The 22,426-nt window shown below is 39.8% G+C and carries 20 protein-coding genes and 1 pseudogene; 14 read left to right on the top strand and 7 right to left on the bottom strand.

All coding sequences use genetic code 11. From position 1 onward, the window contains the following. Nucleotides 1–136: pseudogene (locus tag JR005_RS14945) on the top strand (internalin); the annotation flags it as partial. Nucleotides 137–215: 79 nt separating this feature from the next. On the opposite strand, the gene JR005_RS11295 reads toward JR005_RS14945, so the two are convergent. The 3 genes from JR005_RS11295 to JR005_RS11285 form a co-directional block, all read right to left on the bottom strand. After that, nucleotides 216–1,301: a YheT family hydrolase gene (locus JR005_RS11295; protein WP_218665067.1), complete on the bottom strand. Its 1,086-nt coding sequence runs from the start codon at nt 1,299–1,301 to the stop codon at nt 216–218. Nucleotides 1,302–1,485: 184 nt separating this feature from the next. Then, nucleotides 1,486–1,893 carry a nuclear transport factor 2 family protein gene (locus JR005_RS11290; protein ID WP_218665066.1) on the bottom strand — a complete coding sequence of 136 codons (408 nt, stop codon included), beginning with the start codon at nt 1,891–1,893 and terminating at the stop codon, nt 1,486–1,488. A gap of 63 nt (nt 1,894–1,956) precedes the next feature. Continuing rightward, a complete protein-coding gene (locus tag JR005_RS11285; RefSeq protein ID WP_218665065.1) occupies nt 1,957–3,981 on the bottom strand; it encodes an NADPH-dependent 2,4-dienoyl-CoA reductase in 2,025 nt (674 codons plus the stop codon). 125 nt (nt 3,982–4,106) lie between these two features. Between JR005_RS11285 and JR005_RS11280 the strand changes: the two genes are divergently transcribed. The 5 genes from JR005_RS11280 to putP all read left to right on the top strand — a co-directional run bounded on the left by JR005_RS11280 (nt 4,107) and on the right by putP (nt 9,954). Next, the gene (locus tag JR005_RS11280; RefSeq protein ID WP_004987904.1) at nt 4,107–4,649 is read left to right on the top strand and encodes a PadR family transcriptional regulator; all 543 of its coding nucleotides are present in this window, start codon (nt 4,107–4,109) and stop codon (nt 4,647–4,649) included. A gap of 25 nt (nt 4,650–4,674) precedes the next feature. Next, the gene (locus JR005_RS11275) at nt 4,675–5,592 is read left to right on the top strand and encodes an alpha/beta fold hydrolase (RefSeq protein WP_218665064.1); all 918 of its coding nucleotides are present in this window, start codon (nt 4,675–4,677) and stop codon (nt 5,590–5,592) included. Nucleotides 5,593–5,954: 362 nt separating this feature from the next. Beyond that, entirely contained in the window at nt 5,955–7,250 is a 1,296-nt protein-coding gene (locus JR005_RS11270) for an MFS transporter (RefSeq protein ID WP_004987908.1), read from the top strand. 129 nt (nt 7,251–7,379) lie between these two features. Beyond that, nucleotides 7,380–8,081 (top strand): SIR2 family NAD-dependent protein deacylase, encoded by a 702-nt coding sequence (locus tag JR005_RS11265; RefSeq protein WP_218665063.1) that lies wholly within the window; start codon nt 7,380–7,382, stop codon nt 8,079–8,081. 379 nt (nt 8,082–8,460) lie between these two features. After that, nucleotides 8,461–9,954 carry a sodium/proline symporter PutP gene (putP, locus tag JR005_RS11260; RefSeq protein ID WP_218665062.1) on the top strand — a complete coding sequence of 498 codons (1,494 nt, stop codon included), beginning with the start codon at nt 8,461–8,463 and terminating at the stop codon, nt 9,952–9,954. Between the two features lie 34 nt (nt 9,955–9,988). On the opposite strand, the gene JR005_RS11255 is transcribed toward putP, so the two are convergent. Then, entirely contained in the window at nt 9,989–10,477 is a 489-nt protein-coding gene (locus JR005_RS11255; RefSeq protein ID WP_004998069.1) for an Lrp/AsnC ligand binding domain-containing protein, read from the bottom strand. Nucleotides 10,478–10,611: 134 nt separating this feature from the next. On the opposite strand from JR005_RS11255, the gene putA reads away from it, so the two are divergent. The 5 genes from putA (at nt 10,612) to JR005_RS11230 (ending at nt 16,858) form a co-directional block, all read left to right on the top strand. Then, nucleotides 10,612–14,382 (top strand): trifunctional transcriptional regulator/proline dehydrogenase/L-glutamate gamma-semialdehyde dehydrogenase, encoded by a 3,771-nt coding sequence (gene putA / locus JR005_RS11250; RefSeq protein ID WP_218665061.1) that lies wholly within the window; start codon nt 10,612–10,614, stop codon nt 14,380–14,382. Nucleotides 14,383–14,594: 212 nt separating this feature from the next. Then, nucleotides 14,595–14,876: a type II toxin-antitoxin system RelB/DinJ family antitoxin gene (locus tag JR005_RS11245; RefSeq protein WP_151980680.1), complete on the top strand. Its 282-nt coding sequence runs from the start codon at nt 14,595–14,597 to the stop codon at nt 14,874–14,876. Continuing rightward, nucleotides 14,876–15,196, top strand: coding sequence for a type II toxin-antitoxin system PemK/MazF family toxin (locus JR005_RS11240; RefSeq protein ID WP_218665060.1), 321 nt, complete (start codon nt 14,876–14,878; stop codon nt 15,194–15,196). Before JR005_RS11245 ends, JR005_RS11240 begins: the two co-directional genes overlap by 1 nt. A gap of 97 nt (nt 15,197–15,293) precedes the next feature. Next, complete coding sequence (trmA, locus tag JR005_RS11235) at nt 15,294–16,379, top strand: tRNA (uridine(54)-C5)-methyltransferase TrmA (protein WP_218665059.1); 1,086 nt, start codon at nt 15,294–15,296, stop codon at nt 16,377–16,379. A 251-nt stretch (nt 16,380–16,630) separates the two neighbouring features. Next, complete coding sequence (locus JR005_RS11230) at nt 16,631–16,858, top strand: hypothetical protein (protein ID WP_004924955.1); 228 nt, start codon at nt 16,631–16,633, stop codon at nt 16,856–16,858. Nucleotides 16,859–16,884: 26 nt separating this feature from the next. Here the strand turns inward: JR005_RS11230 and JR005_RS11225 are convergent, their stop codons facing one another. Then, the gene (locus JR005_RS11225; RefSeq protein WP_218665058.1) at nt 16,885–17,658 is read right to left on the bottom strand and encodes a phosphodiester glycosidase family protein; all 774 of its coding nucleotides are present in this window, start codon (nt 17,656–17,658) and stop codon (nt 16,885–16,887) included. A gap of 167 nt (nt 17,659–17,825) precedes the next feature. Between JR005_RS11225 and JR005_RS11220 the strand changes: the two genes are divergently transcribed. Beyond that, nucleotides 17,826–18,356: a lecithin retinol acyltransferase family protein gene (locus JR005_RS11220; protein WP_218665057.1), complete on the top strand. Its 531-nt coding sequence runs from the start codon at nt 17,826–17,828 to the stop codon at nt 18,354–18,356. Between the two features lie 16 nt (nt 18,357–18,372). Here the strand turns inward: JR005_RS11220 and JR005_RS11215 are convergent, their stop codons facing one another. Then, nucleotides 18,373–19,143: a hypothetical protein gene (locus tag JR005_RS11215; protein ID WP_218665056.1), complete on the bottom strand. Its 771-nt coding sequence runs from the start codon at nt 19,141–19,143 to the stop codon at nt 18,373–18,375. A gap of 150 nt (nt 19,144–19,293) precedes the next feature. Continuing rightward, nucleotides 19,294–21,021 carry a glutamine--tRNA ligase/YqeY domain fusion protein gene (locus tag JR005_RS11210; protein WP_218665055.1) on the bottom strand — a complete coding sequence of 576 codons (1,728 nt, stop codon included), beginning with the start codon at nt 21,019–21,021 and terminating at the stop codon, nt 19,294–19,296. Nucleotides 21,022–21,189: 168 nt separating this feature from the next. Between JR005_RS11210 and JR005_RS11205 the strand changes: the two genes are divergently transcribed. After that, nucleotides 21,190–21,699 (top strand): peptidylprolyl isomerase, encoded by a 510-nt coding sequence (locus tag JR005_RS11205; RefSeq protein WP_004987932.1) that lies wholly within the window; start codon nt 21,190–21,192, stop codon nt 21,697–21,699. Nucleotides 21,700–21,717: 18 nt separating this feature from the next. Next, nucleotides 21,718–22,426: UDP-2,3-diacylglucosamine diphosphatase (locus JR005_RS11200; RefSeq protein WP_218665054.1), on the top strand; the 709-nt coding region annotated here is incomplete at its 3' end.

Below are 22,426 nucleotides of genomic sequence, written 5' to 3'. Positions count from 1 at the left end.
AGTGAAAACCGAATCAGTCAAACCAACCATTGAGCAAACGGCTTCAACTAAATCAAGCAGCAATAATAGCTCTCAAAGTGAAGATGATGCAGTTGCAGCAGCAATTGCAGCAGCTACACCTGCATTAAAAAACTAAGTTTTAATGCCGCATAAAAAGCAGATAAGCATGACTTATCTGCTTTTTTATTGTGCTCAATCTAAAAACAATATTGAATCTAATAATTTTTCAAAAAATCTGCGATGAGTCGTGCCGCCCAAGATCGCGTACCCAATCCCTCATAAAAACCACAATGACTGCCTTTTTTGGTGGTAATGACGGCAATATTGTCCATTTTCTGAATGACATCTTTATAGGGTTCTAAATTTTTAATTGAACACACAGGATCATCTTCTGCATTTAAAATGATCAATGGGATTTTCACATTTTCAAATACATAAATTGGATTGATGGCCTGACAATAGCTCTGATAATCCTCAAAGCCTGCCATTTCAAAATACTCTTTTTCGAATTCTTCAAGATTCGTGGTTGCCAATACCTTTTTGAGTGAAGCCGTTTGACTCCATGTCTGTTGATAAGGATCAATAAAATATTTAAATAATTTTTTGGTCATTATCTTGCTGTAAAAAGGATGGACATTTTTAAAGCCAATTTCAGTGTTATAACCCGGACACATAGCAAATGCTGCCTTAAATGGCGTATTTAAACCTTGCTCACCCAGATAACGCACCAAAAGCCCTGTCCCTGCGGAAGACCCCACGGCGTATAAGTTTGAGTCTGGAAATAAACGTTGGATATGCAACAGTTGCTCTTTCAAATCAGGGGTTGATCCAAACAATGAAATCTGCGGCACAGGCATAGCTAAACCAGCGTGACCACGTCGTAAACACAGTGCTATTCGCCAGCCTGTATATTCGTGCAAATCTTTGACCAATTCGCGCATGCTTTCAGGTGTTCCTGTAATGGTATGCATGATCACTATGGTCGGTGTTTCAGGTGGAAGATCATAACCGTACCAAGCAATTGCGGTAATGCCGCCATCTTGCATCGTGAGTTGATCAATCCGATCATAATTTAATTTTATGGTTTTCTTTTTAATGAGATCAAAATAAAGTAAATGAACATGGTTGTTACTCAACCACGGCGTAGGTCGATATTTTTGCTTTAGTTGAGGAAGCCTTCCTAAAACATCTTTAATCGTCCCATTCGGGTCATAATAGATTTTAGGTTGTTCAGCGCCAACAACCGAGTCAAATAATTCTGAACCCAAAATTTTGATTCTGTTTAAAATCGATAGACCCATATTCGATAACACCTTTGTCAATGAGTGAAATAGTTGTCGCAGTACTGTGCAACCTTAACCATATTGCTTAGATTTTCTCACCCCAATGAACTCAATACTGTGTGGTCAATGATGGTATTGCCTTACAACTCTTAAGCGATATTGATATTACATCGTTTAAAAGTTGCTTAGGCTATTTCATTCTTTAACTGGCTTGATACTTGGCAAATCGTTCACCCATTTTTTCCGCCAAAGCGGCCAAACCACTTTTTGGACGAATCATCACTTCAAAATCAACTATTTGACCTTGTTTATTAAAGCGAATCATATCAATGCCTTTTAATGATTTTCCACTGACATTGGCACTAAGCTCAAGTACAACATTTAAACCATCTTCAGTATAAAACTCACGGTGATAAGTAAAATCTTCAAAAACCTGAATCACATTGGTCAAAATAAAATAAACCACTTGTTGCCCTTCGTAAGGCTGATAAGCAACAGGTGAACGAAACACGACATCTTCAGCCAATAGATCATTTAAATCTGATAAATCACCTGACTTGACCATGTGATGCCATTTTTCCAAAGCTTGTTTTGTAGTTTCAATTATCATTGCATTTTCCTTGTTACTTAAAAAAGTAAAGAGCATTTTTCAAAAATGCTCTTTGTGATCCATTTATAGCTTCGCAGCTAACTCTGCTCCTTGACGAATTGCACGTTTAGCATCTAGCTCACCCGCCTCTTTGGCACCACCAATGAGATGTACAGTTTTGCCACTTTGATGCAATGCGTCATACATGGCGGTATAAGATTCCTGTCCTGCACAAATCACCACATGATCTACAGCCAAAGTCATTTCTTTGTCACCGACCAAAATGTGTAAACCTTCATCGTCTATTTTCTGATAATGCGCACCTGCAATCATTTTGACATTACGATGTTTTAAACCTGTACGATGAATCCAGCCTGTAGTTTTACCTAAATTTGCACCCACAGAAGAATCTTTACGCTGTAATAAAAAAACTTCGCGTTCAGATGGCTCTAACTCCGGTTGTTTTAAACCACCCACGTGCGCATAAGTGGTGTCGATTCCCCATTCATCATAGAATTTTTCAGGATTCACACTGGCACTTTCGCCATGTTGTGTCAGATATTCAGCAGTATCAAAACCAATACCACCAGCTCCTATAATGGCAACACGTTGCCCTACAGGCACTCTCTCACGTAACACTTGGATATAGCTCAACACTTTAGGATGATCGATTCCATCAATTTGGAGTTGACGCGGTGTTACCCCAGTTGCAACCACGATGTCATCAAATTGCGAATTGACCAGTTCATCAAACGTCGCAGTATGATTTAATATCAGTTGAATATTGGGTTGAAGTTCAATTTGTCGTTTAAAATAGCGTAGGGTTTCGTAAAATTCTTCTTTGCCAGGAATAGTTTTAGCAATGTTAAATTGTCCACCAATTTGATGACTGGCTTCAAAAACTTTAACCTGATGTCCACGACTGGCGGCATAGACAGCAAAACTCAAACCTGCTGGACCTGCACCAATCACAGCGATTTGTTTTTTGGCTGATGCTTCTTTAAAAATCAGCTCTGTTTCATAACAAGCGCGTGGATTAACCAAGCAAGTTGCTGTACGCATAGAAAAAATATGATCCAGACAGGCCTGATTACACCCAATACAAGTATTGATTTCATCACTACGCCCTTCTTTTGCTTTTAATACAAATTCAGAGTCAGCCAGCATTGGACGCGCCATTGAAATCATATCCGCATGACCTTGAGCCAAGACATGCTCTGCCATTTCAGGGGTATTGATACGGTTTGAAGTAATAAGCGGAACTTTAACCACACCTTTTAATTTTTCAGTGACCCATGTAAATGCGGCACGAGGAACTTTGGTCGCAATAGTTGGAATACGTGCTTCGTGCCAGCCAATACCCGTATTAATAATCGTTGCGCCTGCTTTTTCGATTTCTTTGGCAAGTTGAATCACTTCTTCAAGCGTTGAACCGCCTTCAACCAAATCTAACATTGATAAACGGTAAATGATGATAAAGTTTTCACCCACTTCGGCGCGAGTACGTCTTACGATTTCAATCGGAAACCGAATACGATTTTCATAGCTTCCACCCCATTCATCATCACGGTGATTAGTACGTTGCGCAATAAATTCATTAATGAGATAACCTTCTGACCCCATGATTTCAACACCGTCATAGCCTGCATATTGAGCAAGTTTGGCGCAGTTCACAAAATCAAAAATCGTTTGTTCTACTTCAGCAGAACTCAAAGCTTTCGGTTTAACTGGATTGATTGGAGCCTGCATGGCTGAAGGCGCAACATTTTCTGGCTGATAAGAATAACGACCAGTATGTAAAATCTGCATGGCAATTTTACCACCTGCGTCATGTACCGCCTGTGTAATGACTTTATGATGTTCTGCCTCTTCAAGGCTATCTAGCTTAGAACCACCCGCAAAAGTCACACCGTCATCATTAGGTGAAATACCGCCAGTCACAATCAAGCCAACTTCGCCTTTGGCGCGTTCTGCATAAAATGCAGCCATGCGTTCATATCCACCTGGCACTTCTTCCAAGCCCACATGCATGGAACCCATTAAGACACGATTTTTTAAAGTGGTAAAACCCAAATCCAATGGGGCTAATAAATGCGGATATGACGACATAAAAACTCCTTCGCTTGCTATTCTGGCTTGCTTTATGCAATTTGTTGCATAAACTTATAATCAAATTTTATTTTTTATGCAACATATTGCATAATCCTATCAGTCACAAAATGTTATGGATTGCCATGTCACTGTCGCACGTTTTACTCACCAGCTTACTAGAAAAACCAAGTACAGGTTTTGAATTAGCACGTCGTTTTGACCGTTCCATGGGTTTTTTCTGGAATGCGAGTCATCAACAAATTTATCGTGAACTCAATAATATGTTGGGAAAAGGCTGGATTTCGACCATTGAAGAAGAAAGTGAACATAGCCGTAAAAAAACCTATCAGGTTGAACAGCCTGGACGAGTTGAACTGGCAGATTGGTTGATTCAAAAAAGTGAGCCTGCCCAACTACGTGAAGATCTGATGGTTCGACTTCGTGCCGAAGCACAATTAGGCGGAAATCAAATTCTGCTAGAACTGGAACGTCATCTATTCTTACATAAAAATAAACTTGAAATTTACCAAAATATGTATGAAAAAGACTTTAAGGATCAGAAGGAACAAGACCGAGTCTTATTTATTCATAAAAAAATACTCGAACTTGGGATAAACTTGGAAAAAGGCTGGATTGACTGGTTGGAGGATGTTATTCCACAGCTTCAACAATTTGAGAACAGTTAAATTATTTTGATACGAGGAATAAAATATGCCTTTTCATACCATGCCTGATCAGGAACAGTTATTTGTACGCCGTATTGGACGTGGAGAACCTGTTGTCGTTTTATCAGGGCTCGGTATGGTCAGTTGGCAATGGCTTCCTTTTATTTTCACGAACTTAAATAAATACGAGTTTATTATTCCAGATTGGCGCGGTTTTGGTCGCTCGAAAAACTGTGCGATTCCCCAAGAATTAGATGCCATTTCTAGCCATTGGCGAGATGTTGAGACATTAATACAACAATTAAATCTTCAGAAATTTATTCTAATCGGCTACTCAATGGGTGCGACCACAGCAATGCATGGTATGCAACATGGCAATCTGGCACAGCAGCTAAAAGCGTATTTACACATCGATCAGACCCCCAAAATTACAGTCGACGAATCATGGCAATTTGGTCTTTTTGGTGAAAAACATCAAGATTTTAAATTTTTACTGACCGCACTTGATGATTTATTGAATCAATACCCGAATGTGCTTGATTTAAATGACTTACCTTTTTTACAGCGACAGCAATTGGTACAACTGTGGTCAGAATTTATTGAACTACAAAGCAGCAATAAATATAGCCCAATGGTCTTTAAACTCGCATTAAACAAACCGCCCTTGCAAAAATATCTGCTCCCTATCCAACGGATTGACTACTTACACTGGTATGTAAAAAATTACTTGAATCATCAAGAAGATTATCGTAAAGCAATTGCTCAACTTGAATGTCCAACCACCTTTTTTATTGGTAAAAATTCATCTTTATATCCTGTAACAGGTCAAACCATTATTGCCAAAAGTGTTAAAAAGTCCCAACCTATTTATTTTAAACGTTCAGGTCATACGCCTTTACTCACAGAACCCAAAAAGTTTAGTCAAGAAATTCGTAATTTTCTAAATCGACTCGAAGCTTTATAAGGAACACTTAGCTCCAAATCTTTCATAAAGCAGCTTGAGCAACCCTGATTAAAATCACTCAAACGATTGATCATGACAGGGTGAACATTAATTTAAGCAAACAACGTGATGCTTTATTATTCAAATAACGATCGATTCAACTAAAGCATTATAATTAACTCAAGATTTTGTTTTATAAAGTTTATTTTTGTGAATATTACCATATTTTTTAGATCACCGGATAAATTGTAATTTATTACTATAGAACCAAGCTTTGCAACAGGAGTATCCTAAATCGTCGTTTATATTTTTTAGTTTTATTAAGGGCAAAAGCTTTGGCAACAAAGCAAATGATTAGGAATAAATGGACATAGGATATTTATATGAGCGAAGTCGTTTATACCAAAGAAGAGAAGAAAAAACGTGTACTAGGGATTGTAGGTGCTTCCTCTGGTAATTTAGTTGAATGGTTCGATTTTTATATCTATGCAGTTTTTGCGATGTATTTTCAGCATGCATTAACAGCGCCAGATATGAACTCCACTGCACAGGGAATTTATGTGTGGGGTGTATTCGCAGCAAGTTTCTTTATGCGCCCCATTGGTAGTTGGTTATTTGGGCGGATTGCAGATAAACATGGTCGAAAACAGTCGATGGTAATTTCGATTGCTTTAATGGCTGTCAGTTCCTTTCTTTTTGCATTATTACCCACTTATGAACAAGTCGGTATGGTTGCACCATTTCTATTACTCATGGTTCGACTCTTACAAGGTTTATCGGTAGGTGGTGAATATGGTGCTGTTGCAACCTATATGAGTGAAATTGCACTCAAAGGTCACCGAGGCTTTTATGCTTCTTTTCAATATGTGACGCTTTCAGGTGGTCAATTATTAGCAAGCTTAGTAGGTGTCATTTTACTTGCGTTTATGAGTGAGCAACAACTCATGGATGGTGGCTGGCGTATTCCTTTTGTGATCGGTGGTATTGCCGCCATTATTTCTTTATTAGCTCGAAGTAAACTCGAAGAAACGCTTTCCCACGAAGACAGTGAAAAGAAAGAATCAGGTTCTTTACGTGAACTGTTCAAAAAGCATTGGGCAACGTTCTTATTGGTCGTGGGTTATACCTCAGCAGGTTCATTGACTTTTTACGTCCTTACTGTTTATTCAAAAACCTACATTACCAGCTTAGGCATTGACGGTAAGACTGTTGGCTACATGATGACCTGTGCCCTGTTTGTTTACATGATTGCACAACCTTTATTTGGAGCAATCTCAGACCGAATTGGTCGCCGTGCATCAATGTTGGCTTTTAGTGCAGGCAGTGCAATTTTGATCTATCCCGTGATGGTCATTGCCATGCGACACTTTAGTTACTCCCCTGTGATCGTGACTTTACTGCTCATCTTCTTGATGATGTTCCTCAGTTTCTACACCTCGATCAGTGGCTTGATTAAGGCTGAAATGTTCCCGCCGCATGTTCGTGCATTGGGTGTTGGTTTCTCTTATGCAGTGGCCAATGCAATCTTTGGCGGTTCAGCCCCTGCGGTTGCATTACAATTTAAACAGGCTGGCGTTGAAAATGAGTTCTTCATTTATGTGATTGTGATGTTGATTATCTGTTTCTTGTGTAGTTTTAGGCTGCCAAAAGAACCTGAATACTTACATCATGACAAGTAAGTAATTTGATCATTTTAAATATCCGCCAAAAGTGGCGGATTTTTTTCGGTATATCATCTTGTGACTTGTCGATCGATTCATTTGCTTATACCTTTATATAGTGAAGTAAATAAGATGCGGCGAAGCAAAATGAAAAAATTAGTGGTTTTCTCTGGTGCAGGCATGAGCGCAGAAAGTGGCATTAGCACTTTTCGTGACAGCAATGGACTCTGGGAAAATTATCAAATCGAAGATGTTGCAACGCCCGAAGCATGGCAACGTCATCCTGAAATCGTTCAACGCTTTTATAATGAGCGACGAAAAACAATCATTAATGCCGAACCCAATATTGCTCATCAATATATTGCCAAGCTTGAGCAAGATTATAACGTTCAGATCATTACACAAAATATTGACGATTTACATGAACGTGCAGGCTCAAGCCAAGTTCTACATTTACATGGTAATATTCGTTTAGCCAAAAGTTCTGGGCCAACCGCACAATTTACTCACGACTTTTATCCCATAGAAGGTTGGCAACTGGATTTAGAGCATCATCGCTGTGCTGAAGGTTATCCGCTTCGTCCACATGTGGTCTGGTTTGGTGAAGCGGTTCCTGCTTATGATGAAGCAATTCAACTGTTACAGGATGCCGATATTTTTATTGTGATTGGTTCGACTTTAACTGTTTATCCCGTCGCAGGACTGATCCATGAAATTCCAACTCACTGCGACGCTTTTTATATCGATCCACAAGCGGATTACTCAAGAGTACCTTCTCAATATCATTTAATTAAAAAAACTGCGTCTGAAGGGATGAAACAACTTTTTGAACAACTCAAGCAGGATTAATTTTTAGATTTGGTTGAAAATTACAGGCCATTTTTACTTTTGAATCATTCATTCGTCTATTTTTGCGTCACAATAAAATTACAAGATTGATCATTCGCTCAGCATTTTGCTTAAAATATATTCCAATTTTGCTTATTTGATCATCTATTCTAAAAACAGAATCAAGACAAAGTTTCCAATTGATTGAAATATAAAAGATATTAAATAATATTTTTGCACAAGATATTTTTACACAAAATTACATAAAATATACTTAAAATTAACAGTTATTATTTTGGCATCCGTGTTTGAATCAACGCCTTATTTTTAGGCAACCAAATTTTTTGTTTGGACTGGTTGATTACTCGCGTAAATGCACATATGGATATAGGTCCCACACATGAATTCTATCAATCCAACCATTATCACGTTTATATTCTACATCGTGGCAATGGTCTGTATTGGTCTCTACGCTTACAGAGCCACAAGAGACTTTTCAGATTATATTTTAGGTGGACGAAGCCTCGGTAGCTTCGTTACTGCATTATCGGCTGGCGCATCAGACATGAGTGGCTGGTTACTCATGGGCTTACCTGGCGCGATTTATTTGTCTGGGCTTTCAGAAGCCTGGATCGCCATTGGTTTGATTATTGGTGCTTGGCTCAACTGGTTATTTGTTGCGGGTCGTTTACGTGTACATACCGAAGTCCAGTCAAATGCGCTCACACTGCCAGATTATTTTACCAATCGTTTTCATGACACCAAAAAATTATTACGTGTCTCATCTGCCCTCATCATTTTGATTTTCTTCTCAATTTACTGTGCTTCAGGCATGGTCGCAGGTGCGCGTTTATTTGAAACCATTTTTGGTATGGATTATCACACTGCTTTATGGGTCAGTGCGATTGCAACCATCAGCTATGTGTGTATCGGTGGCTTCCTCGCCATTAGCTGGACGGATACCTTTCAGGCTGGCATGATGTTTTTTGCCTTGATGCTCACCCCGATCTTTGCGTATCTGGCGATTGGTGATGGTCAACAACATGTTTCTCAGCTTATCAATGAAGCACGTCCACATGCATACAACATGCTGTCCGGCGTGAGTTTTATTGCTATTATCTCTGCAACTGCATGGGGCTTAGGCTATTTTGGTCAGCCACATATTTTAGTCCGTTTCATGGCTGCCGATTCGGTTAAATCTATTCCCGCCGCACGTCGTATTGGCATGTCATGGATGATTTTATGTCTGGGTGGCGCAGTAGGTGCTGGTTTCTTTGGTATCGCATTCTTCCAATTGCACCCAGAACTTGCAGGCAAAGTTAGCAGCAATTCAGAATTGGTGTTTATGGAACTGGCCCAGATCCTATTTAATCCATGGGTTGCTGGAATTATCATGGCAGGAATTTTATCTGCGGTGATGAGTACCTTGAGCTGTCAGCTTCTGGTCTGTTCAAGTACCCTAACTGAAGATTTTTATAAATCTTTTCTGCGTAAAAATGCATCGCAAAAAGAGCTGGTTTGGGTCGGCCGTTTGATGGTACTTGCCATTTCAGTCTTTGCGATCTGGTTAGCCAGTAATCCTGAAAGTAAGGTGCTGGGCTTGGTTGCCTATGCATGGGCTGGTTTTGGCGCTGCTTTTGGTCCGCTGATTATTTTATCATTGTTCTGGAAACGCATGACCTTAAACGGCGCTTTGGCAGGCATGATCGTCGGTGCGGTTGTCGTCATTGGCTGGAAAAATCTGTTCGCTTCAACAGGGATTTATGAGATTATTCCGGGCTTCGTTTTAGCAACCATCACCATTATCGTGGTGAGCCTGTTAGGTAAACAACCGGGTAAAGAAGTTACTGATCGTTTTGAAGAAGCAGATCGTTTGTATCATGCATCAAAATAATTGCTAATAAATTTATTTTTTAAAATTAGGGACTTTACGAAGTCCCTTTTTTTATATTGCGCTTAGGTAATTTAATTTTTGAGGTTTCTTTGACCACTTGCATCACAGGATAACTCCGCGTTTCCTTCACACCAGGAAGTTGCCATAAAATCTCTCCTGCAAACTTACGGTATTCTTCCATATTGGCGCTACGCACTTTCATCAAGAAATCAAATCCACCACTGGTCATATGGCATTCTACAATCTCAGGATACTCCGCCACCGCCTCAATAAATTCATTCAAACCGTTCGCTGTGGTCTTATCGAGCAAAACTTCGACAAAGACCAAAAAACTGGCATGCAGCTTCTCTGCGTTTAATTTTGCCTCGTACCCAATGATAAATTGTTCTTTGGTCAGCTTTTGGACTCGAGCCATAACAGCCGTTGCAGAAAGATTAACTTCTTCAGCCAGTTTAGTATTTGAAATCTTTCCATCTTCTTGAAGAATATCAAGAATTTTTAAATCCACACGATCTAGCGACATAAATAAGCCCCAAAACAAAATATTTCACTAAAAAATACTCATATTATAGTGAGTTATTCGGTAATTATTTTGCAATGATAAATTATCTAAACCTATCTCACAAGATTTGAGTGAGATCGTCATTGGAATTTGACATGAACATGATGGATACCGACCCAAATATGGACACAGCAAAACCTCATTTCGGATATATCACTGAATTTAAAGAAAAAAGTGAACTGGAAGAGCGTATAAATACTGCATGGCGTCGTCCAGAACCTGAAGCAGTAGAAACACTGCTTGAAGCGACTGCAATTTCAGATGAACTTGACCATAAAATTTATGAATTGGCATTTGATCTTGCCAATGCTTTACGCGAACGCAAAACCTCTTCGGGCAAAGCAGGGATTGTTCAGGGTTTATTACAAGAGTTTTCGCTTTCGTCTCAGGAAGGCATCGCCCTCATGTGTCTGGCTGAAGCTTTGCTCCGTATTCCTGATGCAGCAACACGCGACTTACTGATTCGTGACAAAATCAATCAAGGCAACTGGAAAGACCATGTGGGTCAAAGCAGCCTGATGTTTGTCAATGCCGCAGCATGGGGTTTAATGCTGACGGGTAAACTGATGGAAACGCCAAAGCAAGGTAGTTTATCTGGTTTACTCACCTCAATTCTTGCACGTAGCGGTCGTGGTGTCATCCGTAAAGCAGTCGATGTTGCGATGCGTATGATGGGCGAGCAGTTTGTGACGGGCGAAACCATCGAAGAAGCCTTATCTAACGCCAAATCTCTTGAACACAAAGGCTTTCGTTACTCTTACGATATGTTGGGTGAAGCAGCCCTCACCGATCATGATGCTGAGCGTTATTTTAACGATTATACGCAGGCGATTCATGCGATTGGACGCGCATCCAATGGCAAAGGCGTTTACGATGGCCCGGGTATTTCGATCAAACTCTCAGCATTGCATCCGCGTTACCAACGTTCACAAATTGCACGTGTACATGATGAGCTTTATGGCAAAGTGTTTGAGTTGGCACAGCTTGCAAAAAAATATGATATCGGTTTAAACATTGATGCCGAAGAAGCAGATCGCCTGGAAATTTCACTGGAATTATTAGAGCGTCTTTGCTTTGAACCAGAACTTGCAGGATGGAAAGGCATTGGTTTTGTGATTCAGGCTTATCAAAAACGTTGCTTCTATGTGGTTGATTATGTAGTTGATCTAGCCAAACGTAGCCAAAAGCGATTGATGATTCGTTTGGTCAAAGGTGCGTATTGGGATAGCGAAATCAAGAAAGCCCAAATCGATGGTATGGATGACTACCCTGTCTTTACTCGTAAAGTCCATACTGATTTGTCTTATATTGCTTGTGCCAAAAAACTTTTGGCTGCACCTGAACAAATCTACCCACAGTTTGCGACTCACAATGCACAATCGCTTGCGACCATTTACCAGTTGGCAGATCCTTCAAAATACTATGTGGGTCAATACGAATTTCAGTGCTTACACGGTATGGGCGAACCACTATACGAACAAGTGGTTGGCTCTCGGAGTGACAATAAACTCGGTATTCCATGTCGCATCTATGCGCCTGTAGGTAATCATGAAACGCTACTCGCCTATTTAGTACGTCGTTTATTGGAAAATGGTGCAAATACCTCATTCGTGAATCGTATTGCCGATCAAAACTTAAAGATTGAAGATTTGATTCAATCGCCATTTAAAGACATTCAAAATATTGCTGCACGTGAAGGTCAAGTCGGTTTAAAACATCCTGCTATTCCATTACCGCTTAATATGTATGGAAATTCTCGTCAAAACTCGAAAGGTTTCGATCTTGCCAATGATGCAACGTTGGCAGCTTTAAATGAAACTGCACAGCAGCTTGAAAATAAAGTCTGGGAAAGTAAAGCTTTATTAGCTCAACCTGTTGATCAGGTCGAGGTTAGCCCACAAGCATTGCTAAATCCAGCCATTCATGCAGATATTGTGGGCTATGTTCAGGAAGCAACCCTTGAGCATGTTGAAGTTGCTTTAAATTCATCGATCCAAGCGCAACAACGCTGGGCAAATACTGAAAAAAGTCAACGTGCAATCGCGCTTAAAAAAGCGGCGGATGTGATGGAATCACAGATGCAATCGCTGATGGTTCTACTGTGCCGTGAAGCAGGTAAAACCTATGCCAATGCCATTGCAGAAGTCCGTGAAGCGGTCGATTTTCTACGTTATTACGCCACGCAGATTGAAAGCTTCAATCCAACCACTCAGATGCAGCCTTTGGGTACAGTGCTGTGTATCAGTCCGTGGAACTTCCCACTGGCAATTTTTACAGGTCAAATCGCAGCAGCCTTAGCCGCAGGCAACTGTGTGATTGCCAAGCCAGCAGAACAAACTCCACTGATTGCGGCACAAGCGGTGCAAATGCTACATGAAGCAGGTATTCCAACCGACGTATTGCAGCTATTGCCCGGTCGCGGTGAAACTGTAGGAGCCAAACTGAGTGCTGATGATCGAATTCAAGGCATCATGTTTACAGGTTCAACCGAAGTTGCCAAGATTTTGCAAAAAACTGTCGCTAAACGCCTATCACCAACAGGTCAACCTATTCCCCTGATTGCGGAAACTGGCGGTCAAAATGCCATGATTGTTGATTCATCAGCATTGACTGAACAAGTAGTCATTGATGTAGTCAACTCTGCTTTTGACAGTGCAGGTCAACGTTGCTCTGCCCTACGTATTTTATGCGTACAAGAGGACAATGCCAAAACGCTGGTCACCATGCTCAAAGGTGCAATGCAACAATTGATCATGGGCAATCCATTTATCTTAAAAACAGATATTGGTCCTGTGATTGATTTAGAAGCAAAACAAACCATTGATCAGCATATCCAAAAAATGCGCAGCAAAGGCTATCCAGTTCATCAGTTGATTTTAAATGATGACGCAACCCAACAAGCCGAATTCAATCAGGGAACTTTTGTTGCACCGACATTGATTGAACTTCCAAATCTTGATGATCTTGAGCGCGAAGTCTTCGGCCCAGTTTTGCATGTCATTACTTATAAACACGGCGAAGTACAACAGCTTCTTGAACGTATTAATGCCAAAGGTTATGGCTTAACTATGGGCTTGCATACTCGTATCGATGAAACGATCAATACGGTGGTGCAACATGCAGAAGTGGGTAATTTATATATCAACCGCAACATCGTAGGTGCTGTGGTCGGTGTGCAACCTTTTGGTGGTGAAGGTTTATCAGGTACAGGTCCTAAAGCGGGTGGCCCACTTTATCTCTATCGTTTAATGGCCGATTGTTCTGAAAAAGCATTGCAAATTCCATTTGGAGTTAAAGCAGAAAAGATTGCTGAACCATTGCCGCAGTTGGCGTTATTCCGTGAATTTTTTGCATGGGTGAAACAACAGTATCCAGAGCAAAAGTTTCCAAATGTCGTGCCAATGAATGTGAGTCATGCTTTTGACTTACAAGGCCCGACAGGTGAAACCAATCGTTATATGATGTTACCGCGAAAACGCGTGTTGGCACTTGCTCAAAATGAACTGGATTTGATTCATCAAATGTTAGCGATTTTTGCAGTCAACAGTCAGGTTGCGTTATTGGAAAATCATCCATTTTTGCAAAGATTTGGACAACAGTTACCTAAAGCAGTGCGTCAATCGATGATTGAAATTGGTCATGTCGAGCATGGGGATTTTGATGCAGTGCTTCATCATGGTTCGATTGAGGAATTGCAGACATTACAAACGCAAATTGCCAATCGTAAAGGTGCAATTGTAGGCATTACTCATCTGCAAAATTCAGAGCAAGTCATTCCGCTTGAACGTCTTGTGATTGAACACGCCATCAGTGTCAATACTGCTGCCGCAGGCGGTAATGCAAGTTTGATGACCATGTCTGAATAAATGTGTCTGAGTAACTGCATCGAAATAACTGGGTCTGAATAAATCAGACATGTATCATCAATTACGATTAAACGCCCTGAATGTTTAACATTTGGGGCGTTTCTATTTTAGAAAAATATAAACCTGTAAACTAAAACAAATGCTAAGATTTGCAACACACCATTTTGTGGCATAAAATGGCTTTAATTTTCATATTTTAACGAAGGTCGCTTATGTCTGTACTTATCAAAAAAAGAATCCAGTACACAGTTGATCAAGCCATTTCTGAGTCAGCTGAATATATTATGTCAAAAGTTGGGCTTACTCCTGCAACTGTATTGAGTATGGTGTATGCAGAAATCGCACGTACAGGAAAAATACCTGTAAGTACTGAAGTCAGTGAGGATGATTTAAATACCGCAAAGTTGATCGCACTTAGCCATAATATTCCGAGTGTCAAAGTGTCAGATACTCAATCGACCAACGATTTTTTAGAAGATGATGGCGGGTATTAATGTCAAAAGCACTTTATTGGGCTTATGTTGGCTTTACTGATCTAGCCGATGGCAAAACTCGCCCTATTTTATATATTCGTCAAACAGATTCGGACTATATTGTTTTTCGTCTGAGTAGCCAGTACCAAAACAAATCTGATTTCATCAAAAGTAAATATGTTGAAATCAAAGACTGGCAACTCGCTGGATTAACTAAACCATCCTGGATTGATACAGTACAAACTTATCAACTTCCAATTCATACAACAAAATTAACCTATATCGGCCAACTTTCTGCACATGATTATCAACGATTAATTCAACATCTGACAGACACTTAATAATATCCATCGCTGAACTATACCTAAGTTTTCTCGCGGTTCAGCGGTTTTTTTGCTACTATTTGCGCTTTGACTCATCTTGTTATTTTTCCTATTTATGTCGCAAACTTATCAGCAACAGCTTCAAAGTAAAATTGAACGGATCACGCAGCAATTTGCAGAATTTAATGCGCCTGAGCTTGAAGTATTTGAATCTCCTGAGCAATATTTTCGGATGCGTGCAGAATTTCGGATCTGGCATACCGAGGATGATCTTTTCTATGTCATGTTTGAACGCGGTGAAGATGGTAAACAAAAAGAAGTCGTGCGGGTAGATGAATTTCCAATTGCAGATAAAAGCATCAATGAACTCATGCCAAAATTATTACAGGAATTAAAAGCCAATCCTGTTTTATCGCAACGGATTTTTGAAGCTGATTTTTTAGCCACCTTAAGTGGTGAAATGCTGGTGACCCTGATTTATCATCGTAAACTCGATGCCGAATGGGAAATTGCGGTGAAATCACTTGCTGAAAAACTCAATATTAAAATTATGGGTCGTAGCCGCGGTCAAAAAGTCATCATTGGCGAAGACTATGTGGTTGAACAACTCAATGTGCATGGTCGTACGTTTAAATACAAACAAATCGAAAGTAGCTTTACCCAGCCCAATGCACACGTCTGCCAAAAAATGCTGAGCTGGGCATGTGACGTCGTCAAAGGGTCAAATCGGGATTTACTCGAGCTGTATTGTGGTAATGGCAACTTTACCCTGCCGTTGTCCTTACATTTTCGCCGGGTGCTGGCAACAGAACTGGCTAAAAGTTCAGTCTATGCCGCCCAGTGGAATATTGAACAAAACCAGATTGAGAATATTCAGATCGCACGACTCTCTGCCGAAGAGTTTACTCAAGCCTATCAAGGCGAACGTGAATTTAGGCGTTTACAAGAAGCCAAAATCGATATTCAAAGCTACGAGTTTGATACGATATTTGTTGATCCACCACGTGCAGGCATTGACGATGAAACCCTGAAACTTTTGACCGGTTTTAAGCGGATTCTCTATATTTCCTGTAACCCTGATACGCTGTATGACAATTTAAAAACTTTAAGCAAAACGCATCGTATCACTCGCTTTGCTTTGTTTGATCAGTTCCCTTTTACCCATCATGTCGAATCAGGTGTATTGCTCGAATTAATTTAAACAAATTATTGCAATGTAACTTTTAGAATAAAGGGTGTTTAGATAACCCTTTATTCTTTATACATATTTAAATATAAAAATATGATATAAAACAAAGATCAAGCCCCTCGTACTGTCATAATTTCGTTAAACCTGAATGTTATCATCGGAAAATTTAGAGTTTATTTGCTGCTTTTATCACTTTAGTTGACTTGTATTTTATTTTATTTTGGCTATATTTCGAGCTATGTTAAGTTGAATGTGAAGGCTCTATGAGTTTTTGGCAAAAGCTGTTTTCAGCAGATGAAATCAATAACGAGCATAAGAACCAGATTGCTTGTGTTGAAAATGATTGTTCATGTAAAACCAACGAGCAGTTAGTCTCTGCGTTAGCAAAAGCGACTGATGAAGATATCATCAAAGGGATTAAGAAAGTACTGGTATCTCGTGGGTACAGCCGCAAAGAGTTGAACGAGATTAACCATCATCCCGTACAGTAAAATGAAACCGCCATTAGGCGGTTTTTTTATGATCTGCAAACTTTAGAATTAAGTAACCCTATCATCGGCCCCAAACTATAACGACGATCTTCTCGGTAAATTTTAGGTAAATATAAACTTGAGATTGAACCATCCAAATACAGCGCATTGTCGATATTCAACTCATCCTTAAAAAACTGGGCAAATTGATAAAAATTAACGCGATTTCGGGTAATCACAAAATACAGCGTATTATCTTTTACACCGACACCATTTCTGATTTTTAACGAATCAGAATCGGCTAAAAACTTCGGATTGATTTTTCCATCAATGATTAATATTGGTCCAGATTGGGTGGCATAATTAGCTTTAAAGCGACTTGTTTTAAAATCTTGTGTGGTTTCAATCACAGCCTGCTGATCATTCCACGCCACGACGCCATTGGGCTGCATAAAAAAGTTTCCAAAACCTTGTTGCTCATTCAATGCTGTCAGTTGTTTGCCATTTTCAATATACAACCCAACAGGCGCATAATCTGGATGATACATGCCTGCATTCATCGCAAATTCTAAGCGCTGACAAGAATGAAGCTGTTTTTTAATATTTTCAAATTTGAGTAAAGGCTGCTGCGATGGGTCATTTAAAAATAATTGAAGATCGGATAGTTTTTTGACTTGGATGACATCGGCGTCTACGCCAGCTTGAGTAAGCTGAACTCGCTGATAATCAAATCGTTCACTGGCATAATTTGACTGAGTAAATAAGGTCGATAAAACCGGTAAAACAACCACAGATTTTAAAACGCTTCTCCACCTCGACATTTTACTACTCTTTTATGGCTGAATCATTTGAGCACGATACCAAGTAAAATAGGCTCGAAGTAAGTTTTTTTGCACTTTTATAGAACAATTTCACACTATAATGGTTATAATCAGGTCTGTATCATCGCAATACAATACAGTGGTTTACTTTATTGGATCTGGTGAATATGCAGCATTCGGTCAAACGGTTTCCAATAGGTTCTCATCTTATTGTGAAACATCTAGGTTATAGCCATCACGGAATTTACGCAGGTCGTGGACGTGTCATCCATTATTCAGGATTGGCACATCTTTTTAAAAAGAAACCGATTGAGATCACCACGCTCGAACAGTTTTCTCACGGCAAAAAAATCCATGTCCGTTATTACCATCATCCAAAATATAAAGGACGTGTCGTGGTACGGCGTATGCGTTCGCGTATGCACGAAAATTATTATCACTTGATTATCAATAACTGTGAACATTTATGTAGTTGGGCAATCACGGGGATTGAAAGTAGTCCGCAAGTCGTCAAAATGATGAATCGACTGACCACATTGGGCTATATCAGTTCAATGATGAGTTATATGAATAGTTTTTACCTGACTATTGCCACCACGTGCTTTGCTCTGGTTCTATACATCAAGAAAAAACTACATGATAAAGCCAAAATGAAAATGCCCACTTATTTGTTTTATAAACAAGATCATAAAGAATAAATGATCAATACCCATATTAGGTTTTGATCATAACTTTCGACATTCGAGCGATACCATAAAAAGCCAATTGAACCAAAATCGCCATAAAAACACCCACTGCAACCACTTGCCAAAAATCAAAAGATGCCCAGCCAGCAGCTAAAACGATAAAGAAGACTGTTAACGAATATAAACCCCTCACTGTTCCATGATAGAGCATGGTAACGGCATCACTTCCCTGCATGATATGCGTGAAAATAGCCATGACGGAGCCAATAATGGGAAATACCGCAAGCAGCCCACTCCATTGACTACTGAGAACATAAGCCAATGCGGTCACCACCAAGGTAAATAGACCACCAGCCAACATTCTTAAAGGTAAATCATTAAATTGACGTGCAGGGACAACAATAGTGCTCAATGCAGGTAAAAGAAATGGAGCAAGCATTAACCCCAGTATCGCCACCAAACTTACTACATAAAGGTTCTGAGGTAAAAAAGTCAGTAAAGTCGCTGTAATTATCCATACAACGATACCTCCCAGAAACGAGACACTCCAGTGACAAGATCGACTGAGCCAACAATAGGCAATACCAAAACTTAGTAAAGACACAACACCTGAAATACCCGCTATCGCTGCATTTAAACCAAATCCCATCCCTTGATCAATTGCCATGAGTACCACGATTGGCCCTGCAACCACAGGCATCCCACTTAATATACCAGCGACTTTAGTTCCCCAGCGCCGCCCCGCTAGACTCACCAAAAGAATAAAAAAAGGAACGATGAATAATTTTGCAATAAACATTTGATAACCATAAAAAAGCCTCTACATGTAGAGGCTTGATTGAACTGTAAAAATAAACATTACTTTTCACGATCTAGCACTAACAACATCATAAATCATGAAAAACTAGCGTTTATCTATTTGAGGTCTAACGAAAAATAAGGCGTTGCCTTATTTTTTCTCAGCTTTAAAGCTATCTTTAAGGTCTAAGATACGGTTAAACACAGGTTTTGCTGAAGTATGATCATATTGATCTGCCACAAAATAACCTTCGCGCTCAAACTGAAAACGATCTTCAGGTTTTGCTTGAGCCAATGCAGGTTCAATATAAGCTTGAACCACGTTTAAAGATTCAGGGTTTAGATGTGCCAAAAAGTCATCATCCGCATCTGGAGCAGCTTCTGTAAATAAACGCTCATAAATACGGACTTCAGCAGGAACACCTTTAGTTGCAGAAACCCAATGAATCACACCTTTGACTTTACGGCCTTCTGGATTTTTGCCTAAAGTTTCTGGATCAATTGAACATTTCAGCTCAATCACTTCACCATTGGCATCCTTGATCACTTCGTCACATTTAATAACATAGGCATGGCGTAAACGCACTTCTCCGTCAGGAATCAAGCGTTTAAAGCCTTTTGGTGGCACTTCTTCAAAATCCTTACGGTCAATATAGATTTCGCGTGTCAAAGGAATCACACGTTCACCCATGTCTACATTTGGATGACGCGCATGTTTTAAATCCAGTTCTTCTGGCAAATTGGTCAAGGTGACTTTAAGTGGATTCAGTACTGCCATGCCACGCGCTGCGGTATTTTCCAAAGACTGGCGAATACAGAACTCAAGCATGGCAACATCGACAATACCATCGGTTTTAGAAACACCAACACGACGACTAAAATCACGCAGCCCTTCTGGTGTAAAGCCACGACGACGCATTCCGACCACAGTTGGCATACGTGGATCATTCCAACCATTGACATAACCACCTTCAACTAAACGGCGTAATTTACGTTTAGAGGTGATGGTGTAATCAATATTTAAACGCGAAGATTCGTACTGACGCGGCACAGCTTGAGAGTGAACTTTTTCAATGACCCAGTCATAAAATGGACGGTGATCCTGAAACTCTAGTGTACACAGTGAATGTGTGACTCCTTCAATGGCATCTGACAATGGATGTGCGTAATCGTACATCGGGTACATTTTCCATTTATCACCTGTTTGGTGATGTTCAGAATGCAAGACACGATACAAAATCGGATCGCGCATATGTACATTGGTACTTGTCATATCAATCTTGGCACGAAGAACAGCTTCACCTTCTTTAAACTCGCCATTGCGCATCTTTTCAAAACGCTCAAGGTTTTCAACAATACTTGCATCGCGATACGGAGAGTTTTTGCCAGGTTCAACAAAATTGCCACGATTCAGCTTAATTTCTTCAGGGCTTTGCAAATCAACATAAGCATCGCCTTGTTCAATCAGTTGAACTGCCCACGCATAGAGTTGATCAAAATATCCCGACGCATAACGTGGCTCGCCTTGCCATTCGAAGCCAAGCCATTTCACGTCATTTTCAATACCATCGACATATTCTTGTTCTTCTGCATCTGGGTTGGTATCGTCAAAACGTAGGTTACAATACCCATCAAATTCTTCTGCAACCCCAAAGTTTAAACAAATCGCTTTGACATGACCAATATGTAAATAACCATTTGGCTCTGGCGGGAAACGAGTCACCACTGTTTTAGTTTTACCACTGGCTAAATCATCAGTAATGACCTGACGTACAAAATCTAAGCCCGCCTGTTGTTCTTGCTGCGCAGAATCGACAGATGCATGAGTATTCGATGTCGGAGAATTGGGCACAGTTGAAACAACATCATTTGGCTTCATATAAATATTTCACTTCTTTACAGTTAAAATTTGACTGAATGAAACGCAATCTTTGTTTTTTAACAAAGAAATTTACGTTTTTTACTTGCTATGTAGTTTACAGTTTGCTTATGCTTCTCTCAACCAAAAAACCCATGGCTTTCATGTCCATGATTAGGAGATTATGTAATGAGTTTTCCTCAAGTCGAATTAAACACCAACAAAGGTCGTATTGTTCTTGAGCTTAACACTGAAAAAGCGCCTAAAACAGTTGCTAACTTCTTGGAATATGTTCGTGATGGTTTCTATGATGGTGTAATTTTCCATCGTGTGATTGATGGTTTTATGATCCAAGGCGGCGGCATGGATGAAAACTTCAAAGAAAAAGCCACTCGTGACTCTATTGAAAACGAAGCGGATAACGGTCTAAGCAATGACGAAGGTACCATTGCGATGGCGCGTACCCAAGCACCTCACTCTGCATCTGCTCAATTCTTCATTAATGTGAAAAACAACTCATTCCTTAACCATACTGGCAAAACAGCTCAAGGTTGGGGTTATGCAGTGTTCGGTAAAGTTGTTGAAGGAATGGATGTGGTAAGCGACATTAAAAATGTTCGTACAGGTAACCGTGGCTATCACGCTGATGTTCCTTTAGAAAATGTTGTGATCGAATCTGCTAAAATTATTTCTGAATAATTTTAAACGGCATCATTTGTGACTTATCTGTTTATCTCAGATTTACATTTGTCACCTGAACACCCTCGATTGATTCGGGGGTTTTTAGATTTGTTACGCCATTATCAGAATAAAAATACCCAGCTCTATATCTTAGGTGATTGGTTTAATGCATGGATTGGTGATGACTATACCGCCCCATGGTTAGATGAAATTATAGATGCATTAAAAAAATTTGATGCGTCAGGTAATCAAATTTATTTCCAAGTAGGCAATCGTGATTTTGCCTTAGGTCAGGATTTTTTAAAGCAATTTCATGGTATTTTACTTCCAGATATTTACACGCTTGAAATTGCAGGTCAGCAGTATCGACTCGAACACGGCGATGCTTTATGTACCGATGATGTAGCCTATCAACGCTTTAAAAAGATTATTCGCAATCCTTATCTGGTCGCATTTTTAAAGAAAACGCCGCTCAGTTTTAGACAAAAACTCGCCAATGGCTTTCGCAAAAAAAGTCGAGAAAATAAGCAACAAAAATCTTATGAAATCATGGATGTGAATGATCAGGCGGTTATCGAAGCTTTAGAAAATATTAATTATCTGATTCATGGACATACGCATCGTCCTGCAATTCATCCAGTAGAAAACAAACTTAGAATTGTTTTAGGCGACTGGCGCGAACAAACCAATGAAGCTATGATTTTAGAAGTCGATGAGTACGGACAACCACACTTTATCAAATGGC

The sequence above is a fragment of the Acinetobacter sp. Colony158 genome (assembly GCF_019264745.1).
Lineage (GTDB): Bacteria > Pseudomonadota > Gammaproteobacteria > Pseudomonadales > Moraxellaceae > Acinetobacter > Acinetobacter ursingii.
This window is presented reverse-complemented; position numbering and strand designations above follow the sequence as displayed.